The sequence below is a fragment of the Paenibacillus sp. MABNR03 genome, assembly GCF_050455445.1.
Taxonomy (GTDB): Bacteria; Bacillota; Bacilli; order Paenibacillales; family Paenibacillaceae; genus Paenibacillus; species Paenibacillus xylanilyticus.
Map to the genome: position 1 here is coordinate 1,545,793 of NZ_JBCIYR010000001.1, position 19,865 is coordinate 1,565,657.

Sequence of the window (19,865 nt, forward strand, 5' to 3'; positions counted from 1 at the left end):
TTCTCCTTTCTACTTCGTGACTCTATTTCATAATCCTGAAGTCAGGATTCTGCTGAAGCGATCCCAAATTACTGCACTTTCCTTACGCAGCAAAGGTTCTTGCGACCGATAGTTGACAACTCCCTCTTCGTTTCTGGTTACATCAGGTCCATAGATTCCTGCTCCGACTAAAAATTTCACCGCGTCAACCGCCCAAGGCGCTGGTTGATCAGCGATTTCTGCCGAGATTATAGGTAAGTCCACGCTCGATGAGAGTCTCCAGAGAATTGTTGCTGCTTCTTGGCGACTGATTGTACGATCCGCATCAAACATTTCAGTTGAAGTGCCTACCAATATTCCAAGGTCTGCGAGGGTTTGAATGGAAGAAGCGTACTTGTGTCCTTCGGCATCTTTAAACACTACCGGCTTATCAGAAGGTCTTAAATTAGCAAACTGAATCAATTGGGATGCAAATTCACCTCTCGTAATAGCCTCATCAGGATAATAGTGGGTAGAACGTTTTTCACTGTGCTGTGGCATAAATAATTTGGTTGAGCGATAAATAGCCTCAGCATAGTCGTCGTTAGCTACGTCAGAATATTGAGGGAGATCAGGTATTTTTCCAAACCAAGAGTCTGGCAAAATGTAATCCAGATAGGTGATTTTACCGTCCGTGTCTTTCTTGAAGACGGCTTGGTTTCCTTCTTCATCAACGAACAACTGATCTCCGACTGGTATTAACGTATGTGTTCCATTTGGACCTGAAATCGAAAGTTCCCCTTTCTGTATCACGATGTCAAAGAACAAATAAGGCTGGCGAAGATAGCGATAGGTTCCTGTATACTGATCGAGCTCATTTGAATGGAGCGGCCATTCCTTTGCTTTCTGTTTTTCTTGGGGGTAATAGTGATCCATAAATGCTGTAAACAATTCTTCCCCGATGTCTTGGCTCGCATCACTATTGGTGATGACGAATCCACCAATCTTGTGGTCTGGAATCAACCACATCCATGAATGATAGCCGGGTAAATCTCCCCCTTTTCCAATAACCATTTGGCCATGATATGCGTGCCGGTAAAATTTTTCGAAACCCAGAGCCATAGTGGGCACCTGCTCTTGAACTTGGACTTGCGTGCGATGCATTTCTTCTGTTGTCGTTTTGGAGAGAATTTGAGAGGTACCGTAGCTTCCTTCATTCAAATGGGCTAACATGAATTGAGCGATGTCGCCACTCGTGCCAAACATTCCTCCGTCTGGCATAATAACCGGGTCATTTGGATACTGCTCCTTGGGTTGGCCATTTGTTCCGTAGCCCGTGGCCAGCTGTTTTTTGACTTGCTCAGTCATGAGGAAATCACTATTTTTCATATCCAGAGGTTTAAAAATATGCTTCTGTATGTATTCTTCAAATGGATAGCCAACCATTCGTTGAATAATGTATCCCTGAAGATTAAAAGCAAAATTATCATACCGGTAACTCTCACCTGGTGTTCGTATAACAGTCGGCAGGTTATCTTCAATAAACTCCTCTAATGATTGTTCGCCTTTTACATTGTTAGATGAAATATAGTCGGTGAAATCAAACCCTGATGTATGCGTCAACAAATGCCTCATGGTGACAGGTGTTCCCGTGTGATTCGTAATCCTCATCCCACCAAGATATTTTTCAATGTCCTCGTCCAGATTGATCTTCCCCTGCTCTACAAGCTGCATTACAGCAGTGGCAGTCATTACTTTGGAAATGGAGGCCATCCGGAAAATCGTCTGCTCAGGGTCCACGAAAGTTTTGGTTTCCAAGTCGGAATAGCCATACCCTTTGTTTAACAATACTTTGTTATCTGCAACGATTGTAAAAGCTGCACCAACTAGCTTTTTTTTGATTTCCGGCCGCTGAAAGAAATCATCTGCAAATTGCTCAACTTCGACCGAAGACATCGGCCCTGTATGGGCGGCTGTCTGTTCTAATCCGGCCTTACTCTCACTCCTTAATACTGAGTTTCCAGATGCTGTTGTCCCAGCAAGTAAAGAAGAAAATAACACACCAACTGTCATTAGGGTAAATCCCTTTAAAGCACTTTTCTTTTTCATTGAATAACCTCATTTCTTAGTATCCAAATGTTTTACTTGTTTATCATAATAGTAGACCCTTTATTTTCCATCATTCTAAAGCAGGATTACATCTGTGATTAAGGGCTGAGAAACTTCCCCCGCTTTAGTCCAGTATTAACTCGTCTTTGGTCTAGTTCAATCTTGAGATGTTGCTGGTTCTATTAATCAAAAAAGGTCAACCAGTAACTACTGGTTAACCACCTGATACGCTAAATTAGTAACTATTAATTAAAACATACTCCTCTTGACTCAAGCCCCCCCTTTCAAAATTCAGTTGTTTGAAATGATGTTAGAAATGTAACAGGTCCAATAAGTCCGCTTGGCTCCTGTTGGGCAAAAGCTGATAAGAAATCCCGCTGATCTTTGACCAATGTATTAGTGACTTCAATAGCGATGTTATTAATTCCTTTGTTTAACAAACCTGAGACTTCTAACCGATAAGGTGGACAGATGCGAACTCCTACATGCTCACCATTCAGCCACACTTCTGCCGTTTCAAATACCTCGCCGAGATCTAAATGCACTTGAGTCACCGATTCGTTCCATTCAAATTCAGTTTCATAACGGAATGTGCCAGAGAAATGCGGTAGATAATCAGGCAAACTCATATTAGTTAGAGTATTTAATTTTCCCCATTCAACAAAGTGAGGATAGTGTTCGGCAACTGCAGTGGAAACCGTCCATTCTGCCTCGAAATCCATAACCTTCATTTTCTCTTTCTCTATATAAAGCGGATTTTGGGCATAACATTCAAGGCCTTTTCCCTGAATCAAGATAATGGATTCATATGGTTTCAAAACAAGTGACAACGCCTTGAAATCGGTCTCTCTCGAACTCAAGCTGTTCAAGCGATTAAGGAATGCATCATAGGCATATACATCACCTTCTACAGGCAAGACAACCTTCGTACGTACGGTATCAAATGGACTTTCATTAAAGAACATAAAAACATCCAGTTCGTCATGGATATAGTGGTAGTTCCGTAGATAAGGTTGAAAGTTATCCACTTGAATATCGAAATGTCCGTCTGCGACAAGATCTTGTGCCAATTTGTCCAAAGACAAGACTTTAACGTTCATGTGACTGGCGAGTCGTTGAAGCTCATTGGAAACCTCCAGGCCTTCGCTCGATCGTGCTGGCAGCCCATCAACGAACCGAACGGCAAGTCCTTGTTCGACAAATTGGACTAAACGCTGGAGCATCGCTGCAGGAAGTGCCTCCGAATAGGGTACGATCAGACATCTGTAATCCTCTTGATGAACATGCAGTCTACCTTCAATCACATTGGCATTGGCATCTTCTAAAAGAACATCGATAGGAAGAATGTCGCAATCAATTTGACGCTGCATCAATGCCTTTACAGGCTTTTGAAAATACATGGATTCCCCCGCCCATTCGGCTTCTGCGTGATACAAAACAGCAGCAGATGCCACATGTCTTCCCCCGGAAATCAGGTGACTCATCCTATTCATATATTGATTTAAATACCTATAATAACGATACTGCGGGTTTTTCCCACCTGCATACATATGGGGTGGACAATCCGGATCCGGGAACGATTTTGGAGTGAAGGCATGTGGTACGAAGTAGTTAACGCCGCGGACCAGCATATGGTCGGTCAGCCACTTCATCAGCTTCAGCCCTTCTGTCCAACCATATGCTCCATACAATTCGCACATCGTCCGTCCTTGCTTTTTCGGATCAATATGCCCTAGAGACACACCAAGCTTAGCCAAGCCATAGTGGAAGAATTCACTATCTGTCTCCCCAAATGTTGTGCGGAAACTCAATTCATCGAAGCCAGGGACGATTTGCCAAAGTACTACATCAATACCCGACATGTCTTGTCCCCAGAGGGAGCGGAAAAAGTGGCCCGCGCCGGGACCTAGTCTTGCATGGACGTTATTATCTTCGAGTACATGTCCGATATATTCTATTCCACGGGCTCTGCACCAGGTTCCAATTTGATTACAGAAGTTGTCCGCGTACAGTTTGCTGACGATATTCATATAAGTGTACCGTACGATATTGGATTTCCCCCCCACATCCTGCCAAAGTAGATATAAATGCTTTCGATAATCCTCACCCAACGCCTGCTCAAGTAAAACGGATACTTCATTGCTCCAAGGCAGCGATACTTCTTGTTTACCGGGTTTAGAATTAAAGTCAAACGTGGTTTTATCATTGTAGAATCCAGGTTCGTCCGAAAAGAATCCAGCAAACGTTTTACCGAAATCTTCTTTGTAACGTTCATAAACAGCCTCATAAACCGTGTCCAGCAGAATTTGTACTGATTCGCGTACTAAGGGGTTCAGATATTCTTCCTGTGCCTTGCTGCCGCTCTCTCTATTTTCCGAAATAATAAACATACGCCAATACCCATCAGGGACATCCCAATAAAGGGTACCATTATTCACAAATTCTGTTATGTCTATATATTCAGAAAGCAATGTTCCATCGGTTGGATTTCGGCGGACAGCCACAACGGCAACGAGTTTGTTATGACTACTCGCGTTTTGGTTTAGGGACACGGTAGGTCGAAGCCCCGCCATCAGCAAAGTATCTATCAAAAAAGATGCTCCTTGAGCAGGCCCAATCGTATCAATATATCGTTCACCCAGAAACAAGCGATGGAGCTCTTCCGGGGCTTCCTTCACCTTGCCTGCCGCATGTCCCGTTGGAAAATGATCATCATCAAGCAACCATACCTTCATCCCGCGCTTACGGGCTTCATCCATAATAATGTCCATGTCTGTCCACCACTTCGGTCCCAGAAAATCAGGATGAGGCCGGGCTTCAACGCATACGGCCCCGATGCCTGCTTCATGTACGCGAGCCATCTCTTCCCGTATCACGCGTTCTTCCTCCCCATGCTGCCATAGAAATGGGAGGATATAATTATGTTCCCTTCCCTCAAGCACGTCCATTAAACGATTTCTCATGATTACCTCCTATTTCGGTCTAATTTCAACCAGACGATGTCCAACACACCCTAACAATATGAAATATCCGCCCGTCTTCAACTGAATAGAGGGCGGATATACGTTTTGATGGTTATTATTTTTGTACCTTGGCATACCATTCTCTTGCGCGCTTTGTCACTTCTTCCCCGCCCGATGCATTCCATTTATCTACAAACTCATCAAACTTGCTGATCGGGTACTGTCCCAGAATGATTTTAGTGGCGTATTCCACATATAATGTACGATTATTAATGTCCGGGAAGCTGTCGTATACGCTGGCTGGCATACCGTCACCGGCAATGACTTTCGCGTATTTCTGGGCCTCCTGCATATTTCGGGTCACCTGGTCGATCGCCCATTTACTGTCTTCCGATGACGTACTGTTAAACAGATCTATCGTAAAATCAAGTGTCGCCAACGTTGAATACGGATTTAAAAGCTGATTTTCCTGACTGCTCTTGTCATCGGGAAGTTTAACAGCCTTGCCGTCCTTCATCTCATAGTGCATACCTTCCACGCCCAGAAACAGATCCTTCCAGTTCTTTTTGTCATACATATTGTTCAGCAGCTTCAGGGTGGCCATCAGCTTGTTCTCGTCCTTATTGTTCTTGATGACCCATTGTGGAGGTGCAAATCTCTTCATCGTGTAGAAACCTTCATATCCCTCGACTTCCGGTACAGGGAGCACGGTAAAGTTAGCCTTCACGCCGGTGTTCTTTTCCAGATTCTCCAAAATCAAATTGCCATGCTCAACCCAGTGAAAATAATTCCCAGCCTTGTCAGACTGAATTTTGCCATCCCACTTATCCTTTGTGTTCAAAAGTGATTCCTTGTCAATTAATCCTTCCTTGTACAGTTTGGCCGCGAATTCCAGCGCTGCTCTCATATTCGGAGTCACTGCAGAATAAGTCAGCTCACCATTGTAGATATCCCACTCCGGATAACCTTCGAACATGGCTACCCCGTACATGGCGAACAGGTGGTCCATCCATCTAGCCTGCTCCCTGCCGCCCGTAGGCAGCTCATCTTTCTGGCCGTTACCATTCGGGTCCTTGTCCCGGAATGCTTCGAGTACATTAACGTATTCGTCCTGCGTCTTCGGCATCGTCAGACCCAGCTTATCGAGCCAATCCTGACGGATCATGCCAGCGTATCTCCCGTACTCCACAACACCGGGAATATAATAGATTCTGCCCTGACCCGTAGGATCGTTCGCTTTGACCACATCCCACATATCCTGCGGAATGGCCTCCCATACATTGGGCGCATATTTGGGCAGCAGGTCGGTCAGATCGGCAATGGCACCATTTTTAGCCAAGCTGTCTTCAATCCCCTGCTGAGGTATGAATAAGTCCGGCATTTCATTGGCGGCGATTTTCAGATTCAGCTGGTTCAGATAATTGGTGCCCCCGTTCCATTCCACATACGGATGAATCACACCCACGCCAAGCTTTTCCTTATAAAAATCATATAACTTGCTGCCCTTGGTAATCGGTTTATAACCAATGTTCGTTCCCCATACTTCGATATCGACCGTTCCATCCTCATTGGTGGAAGTCTGGCCAGAAGCGGAAGTATCACCTGTAGAGCTTGAATTGCAGCCGGTAATCGTGCTTATCGCAAGAACACCTGCGGCCATCATTAAACCCATCTTTTTAAGAATCATAGCTAATCCCCCTTCAATCACGGTTATTCTTGTACATTCTTCCTGTTTCATTGGTAAAACGAGATCAGCCCTTCACTGAGCCAAGCATGGCTCCTTTGACAAAATACTTTTGCAGGAAGGGATACACAATGATGATCGGAATGATCGCAAAAATGACAGTTGCCGCTCTCAGTGTCCGCTCATTATAATTCAGGTCCACCGTTGAAGCAGCACCTGCCATCATGACGCTATCATCGGTGATAAACTGCCTGATCTTGATCTGCAGCGGAAACCAGTTGGTATCCTGCAGGAAAAATAGCGGATGCTGAAACTGGTTCCACAACACCACACCGTAGAATAAAGCAAGAGTTGCCATAACGGCCTTGGATAATGGAAGAACGAAATGGAACAGCATTCGGAAATATCCACAGCCTTCAAGAAAGGCTGCCTCCTCCAGCTCCTTGGGAAATTGTTTGAAGAAGGTTCTCATGATGATTAAATTAAAGGGATTTAGAATATGCGGCAGGATCAGGACCAGCGGATTATCATAAAGTCCAATGCTGCGGACCGTCAGGAAATATGGAACGATCGGCGCTTTGAAGATCATTGCAATCACAACGCATACCATAATCAAGGAGCCCCAGCGAAACTCTGACTTGGACAGCGGATACGCGAACAAGGCTGTCATCAGAAGAGCCAGTACCGTCCCAATAACCGTAGTGCCTACCGTCAGGAAGAAGGACTTCCACAGATCCGGTCGATCAATGATATACTTCCATGAATCAAGCGTAAACTCTTTTGGCCACAGTGTTACCAGGTTCATATCCACGACGCTTTTGGAACTAAATGACGTGGAGATTACGGACAGAAGCGGTACTATGGCTGCAATGGAAAACAGGATGAGAAAAATGGTCACTCCGGTAACAAATGCTCGTTCTCTTTTGGATTCTACCATTCCTACCAAAGCCCCCCATCCGACACTTTTTTGGACAGTTTATTAAATACAAATACCAGGATAAAACCAATCACCGACTGAAATAATCCCACTGCCGTCGCGAAGCTGTACTGTGCTTGCTGAATACCCGTCCGGAACACGTAGGTGTCCAAGATATCTCCCACACTGTATGTCATCGGAGTGAGCAGATTAAATACCTGATCAAATCCGAGATCCAGGAAGTTTCCGATTTCCAACAGGAAAAGCACAAGAACGGTTGGTAAGAGCAGCGGGAACGTGATATGGCGAATTTGCCTTAGTTTTGATGCACCATCGATCATTGCAGATTCGTAGAGTTGAGGATCGATTGCGCTAATTGCTGCCATGTACACCACAGTTCCCCACCCGGCGTCTCTCCAGATGGACGAGATTGCATAGATGGGTCTGAAATATGCACTCTCCTGCATGGCCAGCACAGGTTCCAAACCAAACCACCCAATAACGATATTGAACAATCCGCTTAAAGAAAAGAAATCGAACAGGATTCCGCCCACAATAACCCAGGATAAGAAATGCGGGATATACAGCGCCGTTTGGATTCCTTTTTTTAACGCCGATTTGCGAATCTCGTTAATCATCAGTGCCAGCAATACAGGCACCGGAAAAACCAATACAAGTTTGAGAAATCCGAGCATTAGGGTATTTCCAAAAACCCTGGCAAAATCGGGGTGGTCAATTAAGGCCTTAAAATGTTTGAGTCCTACCCACGGACTGTCACCGAACCCTTGAAATACCGAGTAATCCTTGAAGGCGATGATCGCACCGCCCAGCGGGACAAATTTAAACACAATGAGAAAAACGATACCTGGAATAGCCATCACGTATAGTGGCCAAAACACTTTCATTCGATGAAACGCAAAAACCTTCAACTTATCCCCCCCAGTACCTTCTAATGAATCCGCTTACAAGATAACTATACAGCCAGAATAATCCTCTCTCAATTAGGCATTTTTAAGTTAAAACAAGTGATTTTTAAGGAAAAGGATGCCACTTCGAAATGAAGTGGCATCCTTAATTTTTATTGTTTTGCAAGACTTTTCCGATATTCCCTTGGTTTGAATCCGGTCCATTTTTCGAACATGCGTGCAAAATGCTGCGCATCCGAATAACCCACCTTATGGCAGATTTCATATACCTTCAAATCCGTCTGTTCAAGCAACTCCTTGGCTTTGCTGATCCGTATGTGGGTCAAGAAATTCAAATACGTTTCGCCTGTCTTTTGTTTGAAAAATTGGCTCAGGTAATATGGATTCATGTAAAAACGAGCAGCTAATTCAGCTAGACTGATGGGTTCATCATAATGGGCTGTAACATATTCCTTGATCTCTGAGATCATGTCCTTCTTTTTGGAAGTACGATGTTCCAGCATAAATGCAATGATTCCGCCAATGACTTCTACCATCCATTGCTCCAGAGACGCTAGTGTCTTAAACCGTGAAATACCCTCCAAAGTTAACAGCTGACGACTCAACAATTTATTCTGCTGAAGCTGCTGAAAAGATACCTTTCGAATGCTTAACAGAAGCAAGTTCAAGCATTGCAGTTGGAGATCTGCCGGACTGAAACCTGGTTCAGCTTCTATTCTCCTAAAGATTCGGTGGATCATTTCCACGCTTTCTCTCTCATCCATGTTGTCGATCGCGGCCTCCAAGCCAGCGATCATCTCCTCTGTAACCAGCTCGTTTTTCCCGCTCATATCCATGATCTGGGTAAACGAAATGACGGCTTCTCCGCCCTTGATCACCTGATAGCTAAGCGCATTTCGCGCTTCTTCAAAGGATTGGCTAATACCACCTGGCTGTTTCTGCACGCTTCCGATGCCAATCACACTGGAAACGTTCAGTTGTCTGAACAGGACCTCATGAAGGCGCTGTGCCGTGTGAACCATATCTCTGTTCTCCAAAGCTGCACCGTGGATCACGATTACCGCAATTTGTGCGCCTGTATAGCGAAAACGATATACACTACCGTAATGTCTGAAGACCAGATCAATCTGCCTAAAAACGGAATCAAAACCAAGATCCTTCAGACCTTCTGCGTTACTATTGATATCAATCAGGATACACGCAAAATGTGCTCCCTCCCCAGGCATGCATCCGATCCTTAGCAGCTCCTCTGCAATTTCGGTATGGTCGCTGCCCATATCCAGAATATCTCGCAAGCCATCTTCCTGAATGCGGAGATACGTTGCCTGCTTTAAGGCATCCATTTCCTGGACTTTGCTTCGCTCTAGGCGAATCATCTCCATGACCTGACAGACACAGTCTCGCAACTCCTGTTCCTCAACCGGCTTGTTAATGTAAAAGTTCACACCCAGCTTTATGCCTTTCTGGGCATATTCAAAGTCGGCATATCCGCTTAGCAAAATGAATTTGCTCTGAATATCGACCGTTTTGAGCATTTGGATCATGTCCAGTCCACCGGCCTGCGGCATTCGAATATCGGTAATAACGATGTCCGGCTGCCATCTTTGAATCAGCTCGAAGCCTTCAAGCCCATTGTAGGCTGTTCCAACCACTTCACATTCCGGAATATAGCGATCTACCATCTTTTTGAGTCCTTCCAATATCCCTTTTTCATCATCGACCAAGATCAGTTTCATTTCTCTCACCTTCCTTCTTCGCATTGGAACTTATATGCTGAGGTATGCCTATCCCTGGAATCCGAATTTCGATGGTCGTTCCATTTTTGATACCAGACAACACCTTAACGTAATATGAATCTCCATAATGGAGCTTAATCCGTTCTGCAATGTTGGTCAGACCCAGACCGTTCTCTCCCAAATCATCTGGGTTATCCAGGCTGTATCTATTTGAAGCCGCCTGTTCCAGCAGCGCATCCAGCTCCGCCAATTTCTCTGCCGTCATTCCGGTTCCGTTGTCTGAAATTCGGATCAGAATCTCTCCGTGTTCCGTCCAGCTCCCCTCAATTTCGATACATAATGCCTGGCTGTAGCCTGCAAAACCATGGTTGATGCTATTCTCCACGATAGGCTGAAATACCAAAGGAATGATGCTGCACTCCAGCATTTCATCCGGCATGTTAACAGACAATTCGAACATATTATCGAATCGGATGTTTTGAAGCTGCAGATAGTTGGCTGTGTACTCCAGTTCATGCTTAATCGAATGGTGCCTTCCCTCTTTCCCAAGCGTTAACCGAAACATGCGAGCCAGAATTTTAATCATCCCTGCCGTTTCCTCGTCATCTTTCACCAATGCCTTCATTCGAATGGATTCCAATGTGTTGTATAGCATATGGGGGTTAATCTGATTTTGAAGAGCAAGGAATTTGGCTTGACGCTGCTTGATCTCTCCCATGTACACCTCTTCAATTAACGTTTTGATCGTGATAATCATTTTGTTGTAGCTATACACCAGGTTTCCAATCTCATCGTTGGTCGGTTCTTTCTCTATGGGCAGATATTGACCTACTTCTGCTTGCTTCATGCTTCTTCGTAGTGCCTTGATGGGTCTTGTAATCGTATAGCTTAGCCACAGTGAGATCAGGAAAATAATCAGACAACTTGCCACGATCACGATCATGGTCAGCCCTTTCATCTGATTGATTTTATGCAGCAATTTGGACCTGGGAATCTCGGTTTTGATGAATAATTCCCCTTGAGAAGTCTGTTCCGATAAAATAATCCGATCTTTAGTTCCGCTGTCTCCAGAGAGATCGGATCCTGAATGGAGCAGCTGCTCCCATGTCATCCGGCCACTGGCTGCTTCGGAATGATAAACGATCTCTCTTCGATCATTGCTTATAATTACGCTAATACCATACTTGTCGCGAGCCTGCAAAAACTCAAGCTCAAGCTGAAGCAGCGTAAATGGATCGAGATCAATAAGAAGCATGCCGGCGTACGCCCCCTTGGAGTTAAACAGAACCCTGCCCACAGTCACAACAGCCCCTGCGCCTTTGTCCTCATAATAGGAACGATCGTGCAGGCCGCTAATAAAAAAGGTCTGATCGGAATGACGGAGCTGTTTGTACCAATCCCGGGATAATAGTCTTTTCTCATCCACTCTGCTAGTCGTAGTCGTATATTGATACACACTGTTATCGCGGCTGATCAGCATTACGGTACCAATTTCAGATTTGAGCAATGAAACTCTCATGAGAAGTTGCTGTACAGCAACCCGCTGATTTACCTCCTCGTTCATGGGTACACTTGACCCTTCTCCGAGCTTATAGATCAATTCGTTGTCAACCAGTACGGACTTTGTAATCTTGTCATATTCCTTGATGAATTCATTCAATGAAGATTTGATCTGGGACGTATAGAGGGAGGCAAATTCCTGTGAGGATTCTTCCAGTCCTTTGGCTGACTGCTGAAATATGAATACGCTTACAATTAAAACTGGAATAATGCACGCCAGAAGATAACTTATCATTAACTTGTTTTGAAATCTCATATTCTTAATCCATATATGTAACTTTCTGATCCGGTTGTTATACTCCATATTTAACTCTCCATTAGTATTTTCAGTAATTTCGTTAACTTTACATCCAATTTCTGTTCCTTGTAAAGAGTTTATTGGAGATTTGATAAGTTTCTCAGCAGTAACCGGAGTGACCTCCACTATAAAATCACCCTTGTTGTTTAGGCAAACTTGACCAATCGTCCAAAGCGTAGTTTGCTGATCAGTAGCGAACATGTCCATAAAAAATCGTATTTTCCCGCTGACATTTCACAAAGAGCCACCGATATCACTGGTGATCGGCTCATGTCGTGGTTTAGATACTATCTTCACGGGAGCCGATCAGGCTCCCTGCCCGTTAGTTGAACACATGCAGCCGCTCAAGTTTGCTTGGCTGCATTCCTGGTAATATTGAGCTATCGTTTCCCAATAAATTAATGATCACAGTCGATCGGGTAGTCCGTGCAGATACATGTTTATGCAGTCTGTGTTATTCTTCAAAGTTTCGATGGTCTTCAGATTTGGCGACTTAAATATAGTCATATACTCAGATTCGTCGTACTCCTTTCGGATCATAAAAGCAAGTTTTTCTCCATCCAGTGAGAACTCTGCTTGGATTCCAGGCTTGTTCCCTCGTGCGTCCAAGCGGATCCATGAATTTATTTTTTGAATATAAACAGCATTTAAAGCATGGATACAAAAGCCCGTATCTGGAGTGTCCCCAATCGTAAGCCGTTGATAACAGAAGCCAGAAGGTATTCCTGCTCCTCGTAATATGGCGCACAAAAGATTTGCTTTGGCATAACAAATACCTTCTTTGTAAACCAATGTCTCGGATGCGGAACAAGTGATTCTAGAACTCTGGATATCCCAAGAATGTGCAATTTGGTCTCTGACATAGATATATGACTTTTCAATAAAATCTACTTGATCTTGTGATGCTGCTGCTAAATCCGAAGCTAGTCCAACAATTAACGGGTGATCATAATCGACCTCTGCTGTCACGGTCAAATAATCGGTAACGACTTGAGATTCACAGATTAGATTCATTTCATCAACACCTTTCAATACTTGAATTCATACAAAAACAATCATCTCAAAAAATGGTTTAACGCTTCTTTAAGTAATTTTATATTATAGGCTCTCACAATTCTAGAATATCGTCTCGATATTCTATTCCTATATCCTCGAGCAAATTATTTAAACCCAACCACAAGTTTTCACTAAGTAAATAAAGCTCTTCCTTGTCAGTCAGCTCACCACGTATTACTTTTGTTGCTAACTCAACAGATCCTTCCGGCTTGATTGTTTTTTCTATGGATTCTTCCAGAGTTACGGATCTGCTGGTGTAATATTGTTTATTCAAGAGTCCAATCAATTTAGCCATTTACCATATGAATATGCCTTTTTTTCTGTTTGAGTAGAAACGTCCATACAACGACACAAAATACTCCATATATTATTCTATTCCAATTTAAAAGGAGGTAATAAACAAGAATATGACTACCTTTTTAGATGCACGATCTTCATAGGATGCTAGTTTGTCGGAATAGGTTTATAGATGACCTTAAGTTGGGACAAGCCTCGTGTTCGTGTTCAGTTAAAGGTAAGATTTCAGACCAGACTCCCTATAGCACCAGCAGAATTCACAATTCAGACTGCCGTTTATCCCTTCTACTTTTGGTTTTACTGTGCTTGTAAAACAGATCATTATGATTCAAGTGATGATTATAATCAACCACTGCTCCTTGATGTTCACATTTTATGATTTAGATTGGAGGAATCCCTATGGTTCGTACACTTGATGCTCGTACTTCTCTTGGTTCTAACGGTGTTACTCCGCTTAACGTTCCACTTACTGCAAACACGCCAACTTTGGTGGGCATCCTTGGACTAAACATTGCCAGCCCTGGCCCGCTTATTCGAACTCAGTTCAACGGAACCTATCGACTCTCGGTGGGAAATCTGTCTTCCCAACCTTCATCTATACGAATTGAGATTTTCAGAACCTCGACCAATACAGGAACACCAATCTATGTAGTCTCTGTGCCGATATTTCCATCTGAAGGAAGTATTTTGGCGAGCTTCGAAGGCTCCGATTATAATGTGCCTTCTCCTCCCTCCGGGCAACTAATCTATTCTTGCTATATAACATTTGTTCCAGCTTCCCCAACGGAACAAGCCACACGCATTGGGCCTGAGTGTTTTAACGCCGTTGCATACAGTGACGACTAACCCCCTTTTTTCGTTATGCCTCAACAATTAATGAGGAAGGAGGAGATCCTTATGGTCCAAACGTTAGATGCACGTACATCTCAAGGCTCCAATGGTCATAACATTTTAACTCCTAGTTTTACAAACGGTGTCCCACTCTTATTTGCTCAAGTAGGCCTACAGTTCAACAATCCGGGCGCATTTATTCGGACGTTTTTCTCTGGTGTTGTTGAATTGACAGCCAGTCAACTCTCTACAAACGGTGAGCTTGTCATTGAAGTTTACCGAGACTTGGGGAGTTCACAACAATTGGTTTATCGTGCAGGCACAATTGTTATTGCCAATGAGTTCTTCAGTCCTTGCGTATTCAAATTTACTGGTTCGGATTTCAACGTACCTCCACCAGTGAATGGGCAACTTGTCTATTCGGTATATGCCACCTTCACTTTTAATCCTCTATTTCCCGTTAGTAATATCCGGTTAGGCCCTGAGAGTTTCAATGCGACCGTTTATTCGGAGGAATAATATCTAATTGCATCTTGTTCTGGAATGTTAGAATAAAGATAGGTATAGATCGCCCCATATAAACTTTACAAATCAAGTAAACTTGGAATTACGTCCAAGCGTATTAGCAGCCATAGAATATACTATTCTATCCCACAGAATAGGAGGTAGATTTCATGACCACATTTCTTGATGCAAGAACATCACAGAATGCCAGTTTGGCTAACTCTATAGCAGTGCCGATTCTCGTCATCAATACTCCTCAATTATTTGGCCAGATTGGTCTGCAGACTGCAGGAGCAGGAGCTAACCTTAGAGTGCAGATGAAAGGAACCGTTTCCGTGCAATTACCGCTGGCTCTTGTTGGTATCACCATTCGAATAGTTAGGGGTACTTTGGCGACTGATCCGGTAATTTATTCAGCGACATCCACATTCAGTTTGAGCGTACTTGCTCCACAAGTTATCACGTTCTCTGCCGATGACTTTAACCCACCACTGTTACCTCAATTGACGTACAGTGCATTTATTAGTTCCAACCTATTGGGGACAGTTCGTGTAGGGCCCGAAAACTTCGATGGACTTGTTGTTTCCGACTAATTTGCACTGATGCCATGCTTGAAGCCCTATCGGGTTGTTACCGGTAGGGCTTTTTTAATATTAATTGGGTTTGCACATACCCTGAACTGCTTTCATATCATATTTACTGTAGATCATGAATCTACCTCTATTGGATATTAGCCCGCCGCGATGACTCCCGGCGGGCAACCATGTTGTTGTTCCTTATACATTAATTAAAAGAAATCTGAAAAATAAGGTGTCTGCTGTTCAATAGCATCTTCTAATACATCTAGCATTTCTGGATTGCACTTGATTCGACCAATTTTATGCAAATATTCAGGACGCTTATAGCCTAACAACATCGTTGTCATTGTCTGGATACTTATGCTATCTTCGCTACGACGATTTTGACCTCGGATCACTCGACCGCATCCATTTGGTTCAATTTGTAGAGTAAATGTACCTTGATTCCAAGATAGCAGTGGGTCTAACAAGGTGAATGTCCACTCTCGTTCTATTGGAGCAGGTTTGAATGGATATTTAGAAACAAATTGCTCAATGTCTACGATCCGTGCCATAAAGTAAGGTGAAATGGTTTCTTTAATATCAGCATCTTCCAGTAAAAAGGCAAGTGGTTCATCTGTATGAATATTGCCAACCACTTTGGATATCATTGAAAAATGCGCACTAATGAAGTTCCAAAGTCCACTTCGTGCCTCTTCATGAATGAAAATCATGTCTTTGACATGAAATACTTCTTCCTCTATCCAATACAGTAAGTATCCCTCGGGTTTATTGTCTTCACCGTAATAGATAGCAGCTGTTAGATCTTCTGAGTCCCATCGCCAATACTCACTCCACGCAAGTTCTTTCCTTAACATGGCTCCATGTGTTTGCAGCGAGAAGCGTTCATAGGCCGTTTTCACATCTTCGCTTTCCGGTTCTACACGGGCCACATCACCAGGCACTGGTTTGTTTTTGGGTAATTGGTAGTCTTGAACCTCAAACACAATTTTATCGGAAATGATTTCCCATCCTTTACGGCGATAATAGGGTATAGAATACGGATAAAGGTAAGAAATGGATTGTTTTTTTTCACGCATATTGGTGAGAGCCTGTAACAACAGTTTGTTCATTAGGCCTTGCCCAGAATATTCAGGAAAAGTACCTACGCCTGTAACACCACCCATAGCATAAGTTTGATTAAAAATCCGGACCTCAAATGGATATGTAGAAACCTGAGAAATCAGTTTTTCTCCATCAAACCAACCAAGTACATCTGCTTGTTGTAAGACAGGTGATTTCTCATGGAGAATTTCCTTTGCTCCCCAACCCAGTTTGTGAAGATCATTATTTGTAACCTGAAACACATAACGCAAAAGCTCACTATATTGTTCTAGATGTGATAATTCTACTTTCTGCATTTTCAAATTTCTCTTACGCATGTCCGAGATGCTCCCTTTTTTTGTTTTATCATTTGCGAATCACATCAGAATAATTCCAGAGTTGAATTATATTCTTAAGAGACCACAACAGATCCCCCCCCAATCAGATGATCTTTTTTGACGGTATTACGTTGGTTTGCAACGCGCCCCACAGCAAACTTGCTTCGTACATACTAGATTGCTGAAAAAACGCCCCCGTTAGTTTAAACACAATTTATTCCAAACTTCTTCTTATTCTTTATCCGAGTTCTTCTTTCTATTGTAATGGTTAAATAGGTTAGGGAAAATCTGAACTCAAAATGCGTAATAACATTGAATTGGTCGAATACATGGCAACTTGGAGTGCCGACATGCCATCCTGCAATTGGCCTGGGACTACCTTGACAAGAATCCCCATAAACGACTGTCGACATGATCTTCGACTTTTCCATGGCCAGAACATTTTCCCGCCCAATATAACCATGAAAAACGGAACGGATTCAGCATGAATGAAACATGTTCTTGCCCCGCGGCATTAGTATCGTTTTAACCTCGTTTGAGTCTACATTTTTTAGAACCGCCTTCCTAATAAAGAATAAGCGCCATTGTATGTATTTCATTGATATACCATCATCTAGTGCAAGCATGTATCTTTTCGTTCAATGCACCTAAACAACATCCGTCCATGTTCAAGCAACGTCAAGCTATGGCTGAATGCGCATTTATCGTTTAAATTCATTGTAGTTATTTTGAGATAAGAATAATGTTCACTCTCTTCATAACGTGAAAACAGAATTAGGAAGGAAGCGAGATTATGAGAAACCATTCTTTAATGGGGTTAGCTCCTGCGCTGGGCTGGAATTCATGGAATACCTTCACATGGGATATCAATGAGCAATTAATCCGGGATGTCGCTGACGTATTTGTGTCGGAGGGTTACCTAGCAGCTGGTTACGAATACATCGTCATTGACGATTGTTGGAGCCTGAAGGAAAGGGATGCTGATGGTAACTTGGTCGCTGATCCAGAGAAATTCCCGAGCGGAATGAAAACACTTGCAGATTATATCCACGATAAAGGCCTGAAGTTCGGCATGTACTCCTGTGTCGGTACACATACGTGTGCAGGTTATCCAGGCAGCTTCGAGCATGAATTTCAGGATGCAGCGATGTTTGCCGAATGGGGTGTGGATTTTTTAAAATATGACTATTGTTTCAAGCCGCGTCATATCTCGGGTGAACTGTTATACAAGCGGATGAGCCTTGCGCTCAAAAACTGTGGACGAGATATCCTGTTCTCTGCCTGCAACTGGGGAGAGGATAACGTATATGACTGGATTCGTGGATCAGGGGCTCATATGTATCGCTCCACCGGTGACATACGAGATAACTGGGAATCGGTCAAAGAACTGGCTCTTTCTCAGCTCGGCAAACAAAGCTACACTGGCTCCTTCTGCCATAATGACATGGACATGCTGATTGTTGGCATGTACGGTGGAAGCAACAACGACTTTATCGGAACGATTGGAGGCTGTAACAACATTGAATACAAAACACATTTCTCCCTCTGGTCCATGATGGGTTCACCGCTCATGATTGGATGTGATGTACGTAAAGCCAATCAGGCCACCAAGGAAATTTTGTTGAACCCGGACCTGCTTGCCATCAACCAGGACGCGGAGGCACGCGGAGCTTACCTCATCAAACCCGAGCCGCAGTGGTTCCACACAGACGATGTATTCATGCTGGTGAAGGTGCTGACAGACGGAGATCTCGCTATCGGCTTTTTCAACCTGAGCGACAGTCAGCGCGAGCTGTCCCTTCAATTCTGGGATATGGGACTGCCTTACGCCGCCGGTTATGCCCTGTCACTCTACGATTGCTGGGAGCACAAGGAGCTGGGTGTATTCCGTGAGCGTTATGCACCAGTTGTTGGGGCCCACGATTGTCTCGTCGTTCGGGCCAAATTGGTGAAATAAATGACAAAATGCCGCCTGTGCACCTCCTGTTCCGTTCCGCTCTCCTCGGACGATGTCGGCATCTATATTAAACTGGTCTCGCGCACAGCCCGGCAGTTCCTCTGCATTGATTGTCTCGGTGTGAAGCTGAACTGTGGACGGAAACCGATCGAGAAGCTTATCCGTTATTTCCGCGAATCGGGGAACTGTGCTCTTTTTCGTTAAACGTAGTGTGTCTTATCCATTAGCAACCCAAGCTTGTCCTCCTAACGTTCTGCTTGTTTCTGATACAGCATTACGTATGCTGATGGCGTATGTGATGTTGCTTTTCTGAACACTCTGGAAAAATAAAGCGGATCATTGTATCCCACTGAATAGGCAACGGATTGAATGGATAATCTGGATGACTTCAGCAGCTCACAGGCGCGCCGGATGCGGCATGCCGCGATATACGCAGAAACCGATTCGCCTGTAGCTTCTTTGAACCTGCGGAACAGGTAGCTTCGCTCCAGATTTACGGCCTGTACAATCTCCGCAACCGTCAAGGACGATTTCCAGTAGTTCTGCTCAATATACGTTATCGCCAGCCACACATAATCTCTGGCTTCCTCCTGCTTCTCGCTTGGAAAAAACTCCATATAATACGACAATAAAAGACGCAAACGTGCATCCGCCCTTAACACTTCACATGGCGATGTCCCCGCATTCCAGGCCAAATGAAACAAGGGTTCCAAGCATTCCGGCGCTGCTGGCAGTGCAGGGTGCTGGACCGAAAGCTGAGTCAACTCTATGAACCGTTCTGCATCTCGCCCGCTGAACTCCATCCATACGTATTCCCACGGGTCGGCAGGGTCGGGGTAGTAATAGATTTCTTTTTGCGGAAAAATGATAAAGCTCTCTCCGGCGCCCAGCCGAAAATACTGGCCGTCTGTTTCCAGTGTGCCCTGCCCATGAATGATGTAATGCAGTGCATAGACGTCACGCACCCCAGGTCCCCACTGGTGAAGATTTACCGGTTTATGCCCGCCGCTGATAAAATAAACCTGGCTCGCCCTGCTCCCGTCTCTCCATAACGAGTCCACATCCGGCACC

The 19,865-nt window shown here is 44.1% G+C and carries 15 protein-coding genes; 4 read left to right on the plus strand and 11 right to left on the minus strand.

What is annotated here, in order from left to right; all coding sequences use genetic code 11:
- Positions 1-27: 27 nt before the first annotated feature.
- The 9 genes from AAIH57_RS06595 to AAIH57_RS06635 form a co-directional block, all read right to left on the minus strand.
- Positions 28-2,067: a serine hydrolase gene (locus tag AAIH57_RS06595; protein WP_430021008.1), complete on the minus strand. Its 2,040-nt coding sequence runs from the start codon at positions 2,065-2,067 to the stop codon at positions 28-30.
- Positions 2,068-2,351: 284 nt separating this feature from the next.
- Positions 2,352-5,030 (minus strand): glycosylhydrolase-like jelly roll fold domain-containing protein, encoded by a 2,679-nt coding sequence (locus AAIH57_RS06600; protein ID WP_430021009.1) that lies wholly within the window; start codon positions 5,028-5,030, stop codon positions 2,352-2,354.
- Between the two features lie 115 nt (positions 5,031-5,145).
- Complete coding sequence (locus AAIH57_RS06605; RefSeq protein WP_175398733.1) at positions 5,146-6,717, minus strand: extracellular solute-binding protein; 1,572 nt, start codon at positions 6,715-6,717, stop codon at positions 5,146-5,148.
- Positions 6,718-6,781: 64 nt separating this feature from the next.
- Positions 6,782-7,651 carry a carbohydrate ABC transporter permease gene (locus AAIH57_RS06610; RefSeq protein ID WP_175398734.1) on the minus strand — a complete coding sequence of 290 codons (870 nt, stop codon included), beginning with the start codon at positions 7,649-7,651 and terminating at the stop codon, positions 6,782-6,784.
- Between the two features lie 2 nt (positions 7,652-7,653).
- Positions 7,654-8,559: an ABC transporter permease gene (locus AAIH57_RS06615; protein WP_430021010.1), complete on the minus strand. Its 906-nt coding sequence runs from the start codon at positions 8,557-8,559 to the stop codon at positions 7,654-7,656.
- Positions 8,560-8,708: 149 nt separating this feature from the next.
- A complete protein-coding gene (locus AAIH57_RS06620; RefSeq protein ID WP_430021011.1) occupies positions 8,709-10,292 on the minus strand; it encodes a helix-turn-helix domain-containing protein in 1,584 nt (527 codons plus the stop codon).
- Complete coding sequence (locus AAIH57_RS06625) at positions 10,270-12,108, minus strand: sensor histidine kinase (protein ID WP_430021012.1); 1,839 nt, start codon at positions 12,106-12,108, stop codon at positions 10,270-10,272. Before AAIH57_RS06625 ends, AAIH57_RS06620 begins: the two co-directional genes overlap by 23 nt.
- Before the next feature lie 447 nt (positions 12,109-12,555).
- Positions 12,556-13,182 carry a transglutaminase-like domain-containing protein gene (locus AAIH57_RS06630; RefSeq protein ID WP_430021013.1) on the minus strand — a complete coding sequence of 209 codons (627 nt, stop codon included), beginning with the start codon at positions 13,180-13,182 and terminating at the stop codon, positions 12,556-12,558.
- 76 nt (positions 13,183-13,258) lie between these two features.
- Positions 13,259-13,501: a kanamycin nucleotidyltransferase C-terminal domain-containing protein gene (locus tag AAIH57_RS06635; RefSeq protein WP_430021014.1), complete on the minus strand. Its 243-nt coding sequence runs from the start codon at positions 13,499-13,501 to the stop codon at positions 13,259-13,261.
- 401 nt (positions 13,502-13,902) lie between these two features.
- Between AAIH57_RS06635 and AAIH57_RS06640 the strand changes: the two genes are divergently transcribed.
- From AAIH57_RS06640 to AAIH57_RS06650, 3 genes are all read left to right on the plus strand, one after another.
- Complete coding sequence (locus tag AAIH57_RS06640) at positions 13,903-14,349, plus strand: hypothetical protein (protein WP_175398739.1); 447 nt, start codon at positions 13,903-13,905, stop codon at positions 14,347-14,349.
- Positions 14,350-14,400: 51 nt separating this feature from the next.
- Positions 14,401-14,853, plus strand: a complete 453-nt coding sequence (locus AAIH57_RS06645; RefSeq protein ID WP_430021015.1) for a hypothetical protein — start codon at positions 14,401-14,403, stop codon at positions 14,851-14,853.
- A gap of 155 nt (positions 14,854-15,008) precedes the next feature.
- Positions 15,009-15,431 (plus strand): hypothetical protein, encoded by a 423-nt coding sequence (locus AAIH57_RS06650; protein WP_175398741.1) that lies wholly within the window; start codon positions 15,009-15,011, stop codon positions 15,429-15,431.
- A 194-nt stretch (positions 15,432-15,625) separates the two neighbouring features.
- On the opposite strand, the gene AAIH57_RS06655 is transcribed toward AAIH57_RS06650, so the two are convergent.
- Complete coding sequence (locus tag AAIH57_RS06655) at positions 15,626-16,837, minus strand: GNAT family N-acetyltransferase (protein WP_430021016.1); 1,212 nt, start codon at positions 16,835-16,837, stop codon at positions 15,626-15,628.
- Between the two features lie 793 nt (positions 16,838-17,630).
- Between AAIH57_RS06655 and AAIH57_RS06660 the strand changes: the two genes are divergently transcribed.
- Complete coding sequence (locus AAIH57_RS06660) at positions 17,631-18,794, plus strand: glycoside hydrolase family 27 protein (protein WP_430021017.1); 1,164 nt, start codon at positions 17,631-17,633, stop codon at positions 18,792-18,794.
- 245 nt (positions 18,795-19,039) lie between these two features.
- On the opposite strand, the gene AAIH57_RS06665 is transcribed toward AAIH57_RS06660, so the two are convergent.
- Complete coding sequence (locus AAIH57_RS06665) at positions 19,040-19,855, minus strand: helix-turn-helix domain-containing protein (protein ID WP_312884364.1); 816 nt, start codon at positions 19,853-19,855, stop codon at positions 19,040-19,042.
- Positions 19,856-19,865 lie beyond the last annotated feature (10 nt).

Excerpts from the sequence above, each read along its gene's own strand:
- AAIH57_RS06595 (WP_430021008.1), bottom strand. The coding sequence starts at position 2,067 with ATGAAAAAGAAAAGTGCTTTAAAGGGATTTACCCTAATGACAGTTGGT.
- AAIH57_RS06600 (WP_430021009.1), bottom strand. The coding sequence starts at position 5,030 with ATGAGAAATCGTTTAATGGACGTGCTTGAGGGAAGGGAACATAATTAT.
- AAIH57_RS06605 (WP_175398733.1), bottom strand. The coding sequence starts at position 6,717 with ATGATTCTTAAAAAGATGGGTTTAATGATGGCCGCAGGTGTTCTTGCG.
- AAIH57_RS06610 (WP_175398734.1), bottom strand. The coding sequence starts at position 7,651 with ATGGTAGAATCCAAAAGAGAACGAGCATTTGTTACCGGAGTGACCATT.
- AAIH57_RS06620 (WP_430021011.1), bottom strand. The coding sequence starts at position 10,292 with ATGAAACTGATCTTGGTCGATGATGAAAAAGGGATATTGGAAGGACTC.
- AAIH57_RS06625 (WP_430021012.1), bottom strand. The coding sequence starts at position 12,108 with ATGAGATTTCAAAACAAGTTAATGATAAGTTATCTTCTGGCGTGCATT.
- AAIH57_RS06635 (WP_430021014.1), bottom strand. The coding sequence starts at position 13,501 with ATGGCTAAATTGATTGGACTCTTGAATAAACAATATTACACCAGCAGA.
- AAIH57_RS06640 (WP_175398739.1), top strand. The coding sequence starts at position 13,903 with ATGGTTCGTACACTTGATGCTCGTACTTCTCTTGGTTCTAACGGTGTT.
- AAIH57_RS06645 (WP_430021015.1), top strand. The coding sequence starts at position 14,401 with ATGGTCCAAACGTTAGATGCACGTACATCTCAAGGCTCCAATGGTCAT.
- AAIH57_RS06650 (WP_175398741.1), top strand. The coding sequence starts at position 15,009 with ATGACCACATTTCTTGATGCAAGAACATCACAGAATGCCAGTTTGGCT.
- AAIH57_RS06655 (WP_430021016.1), bottom strand. The coding sequence starts at position 16,837 with ATGCGTAAGAGAAATTTGAAAATGCAGAAAGTAGAATTATCACATCTA.
- AAIH57_RS06660 (WP_430021017.1), top strand. The coding sequence starts at position 17,631 with ATGAGAAACCATTCTTTAATGGGGTTAGCTCCTGCGCTGGGCTGGAAT.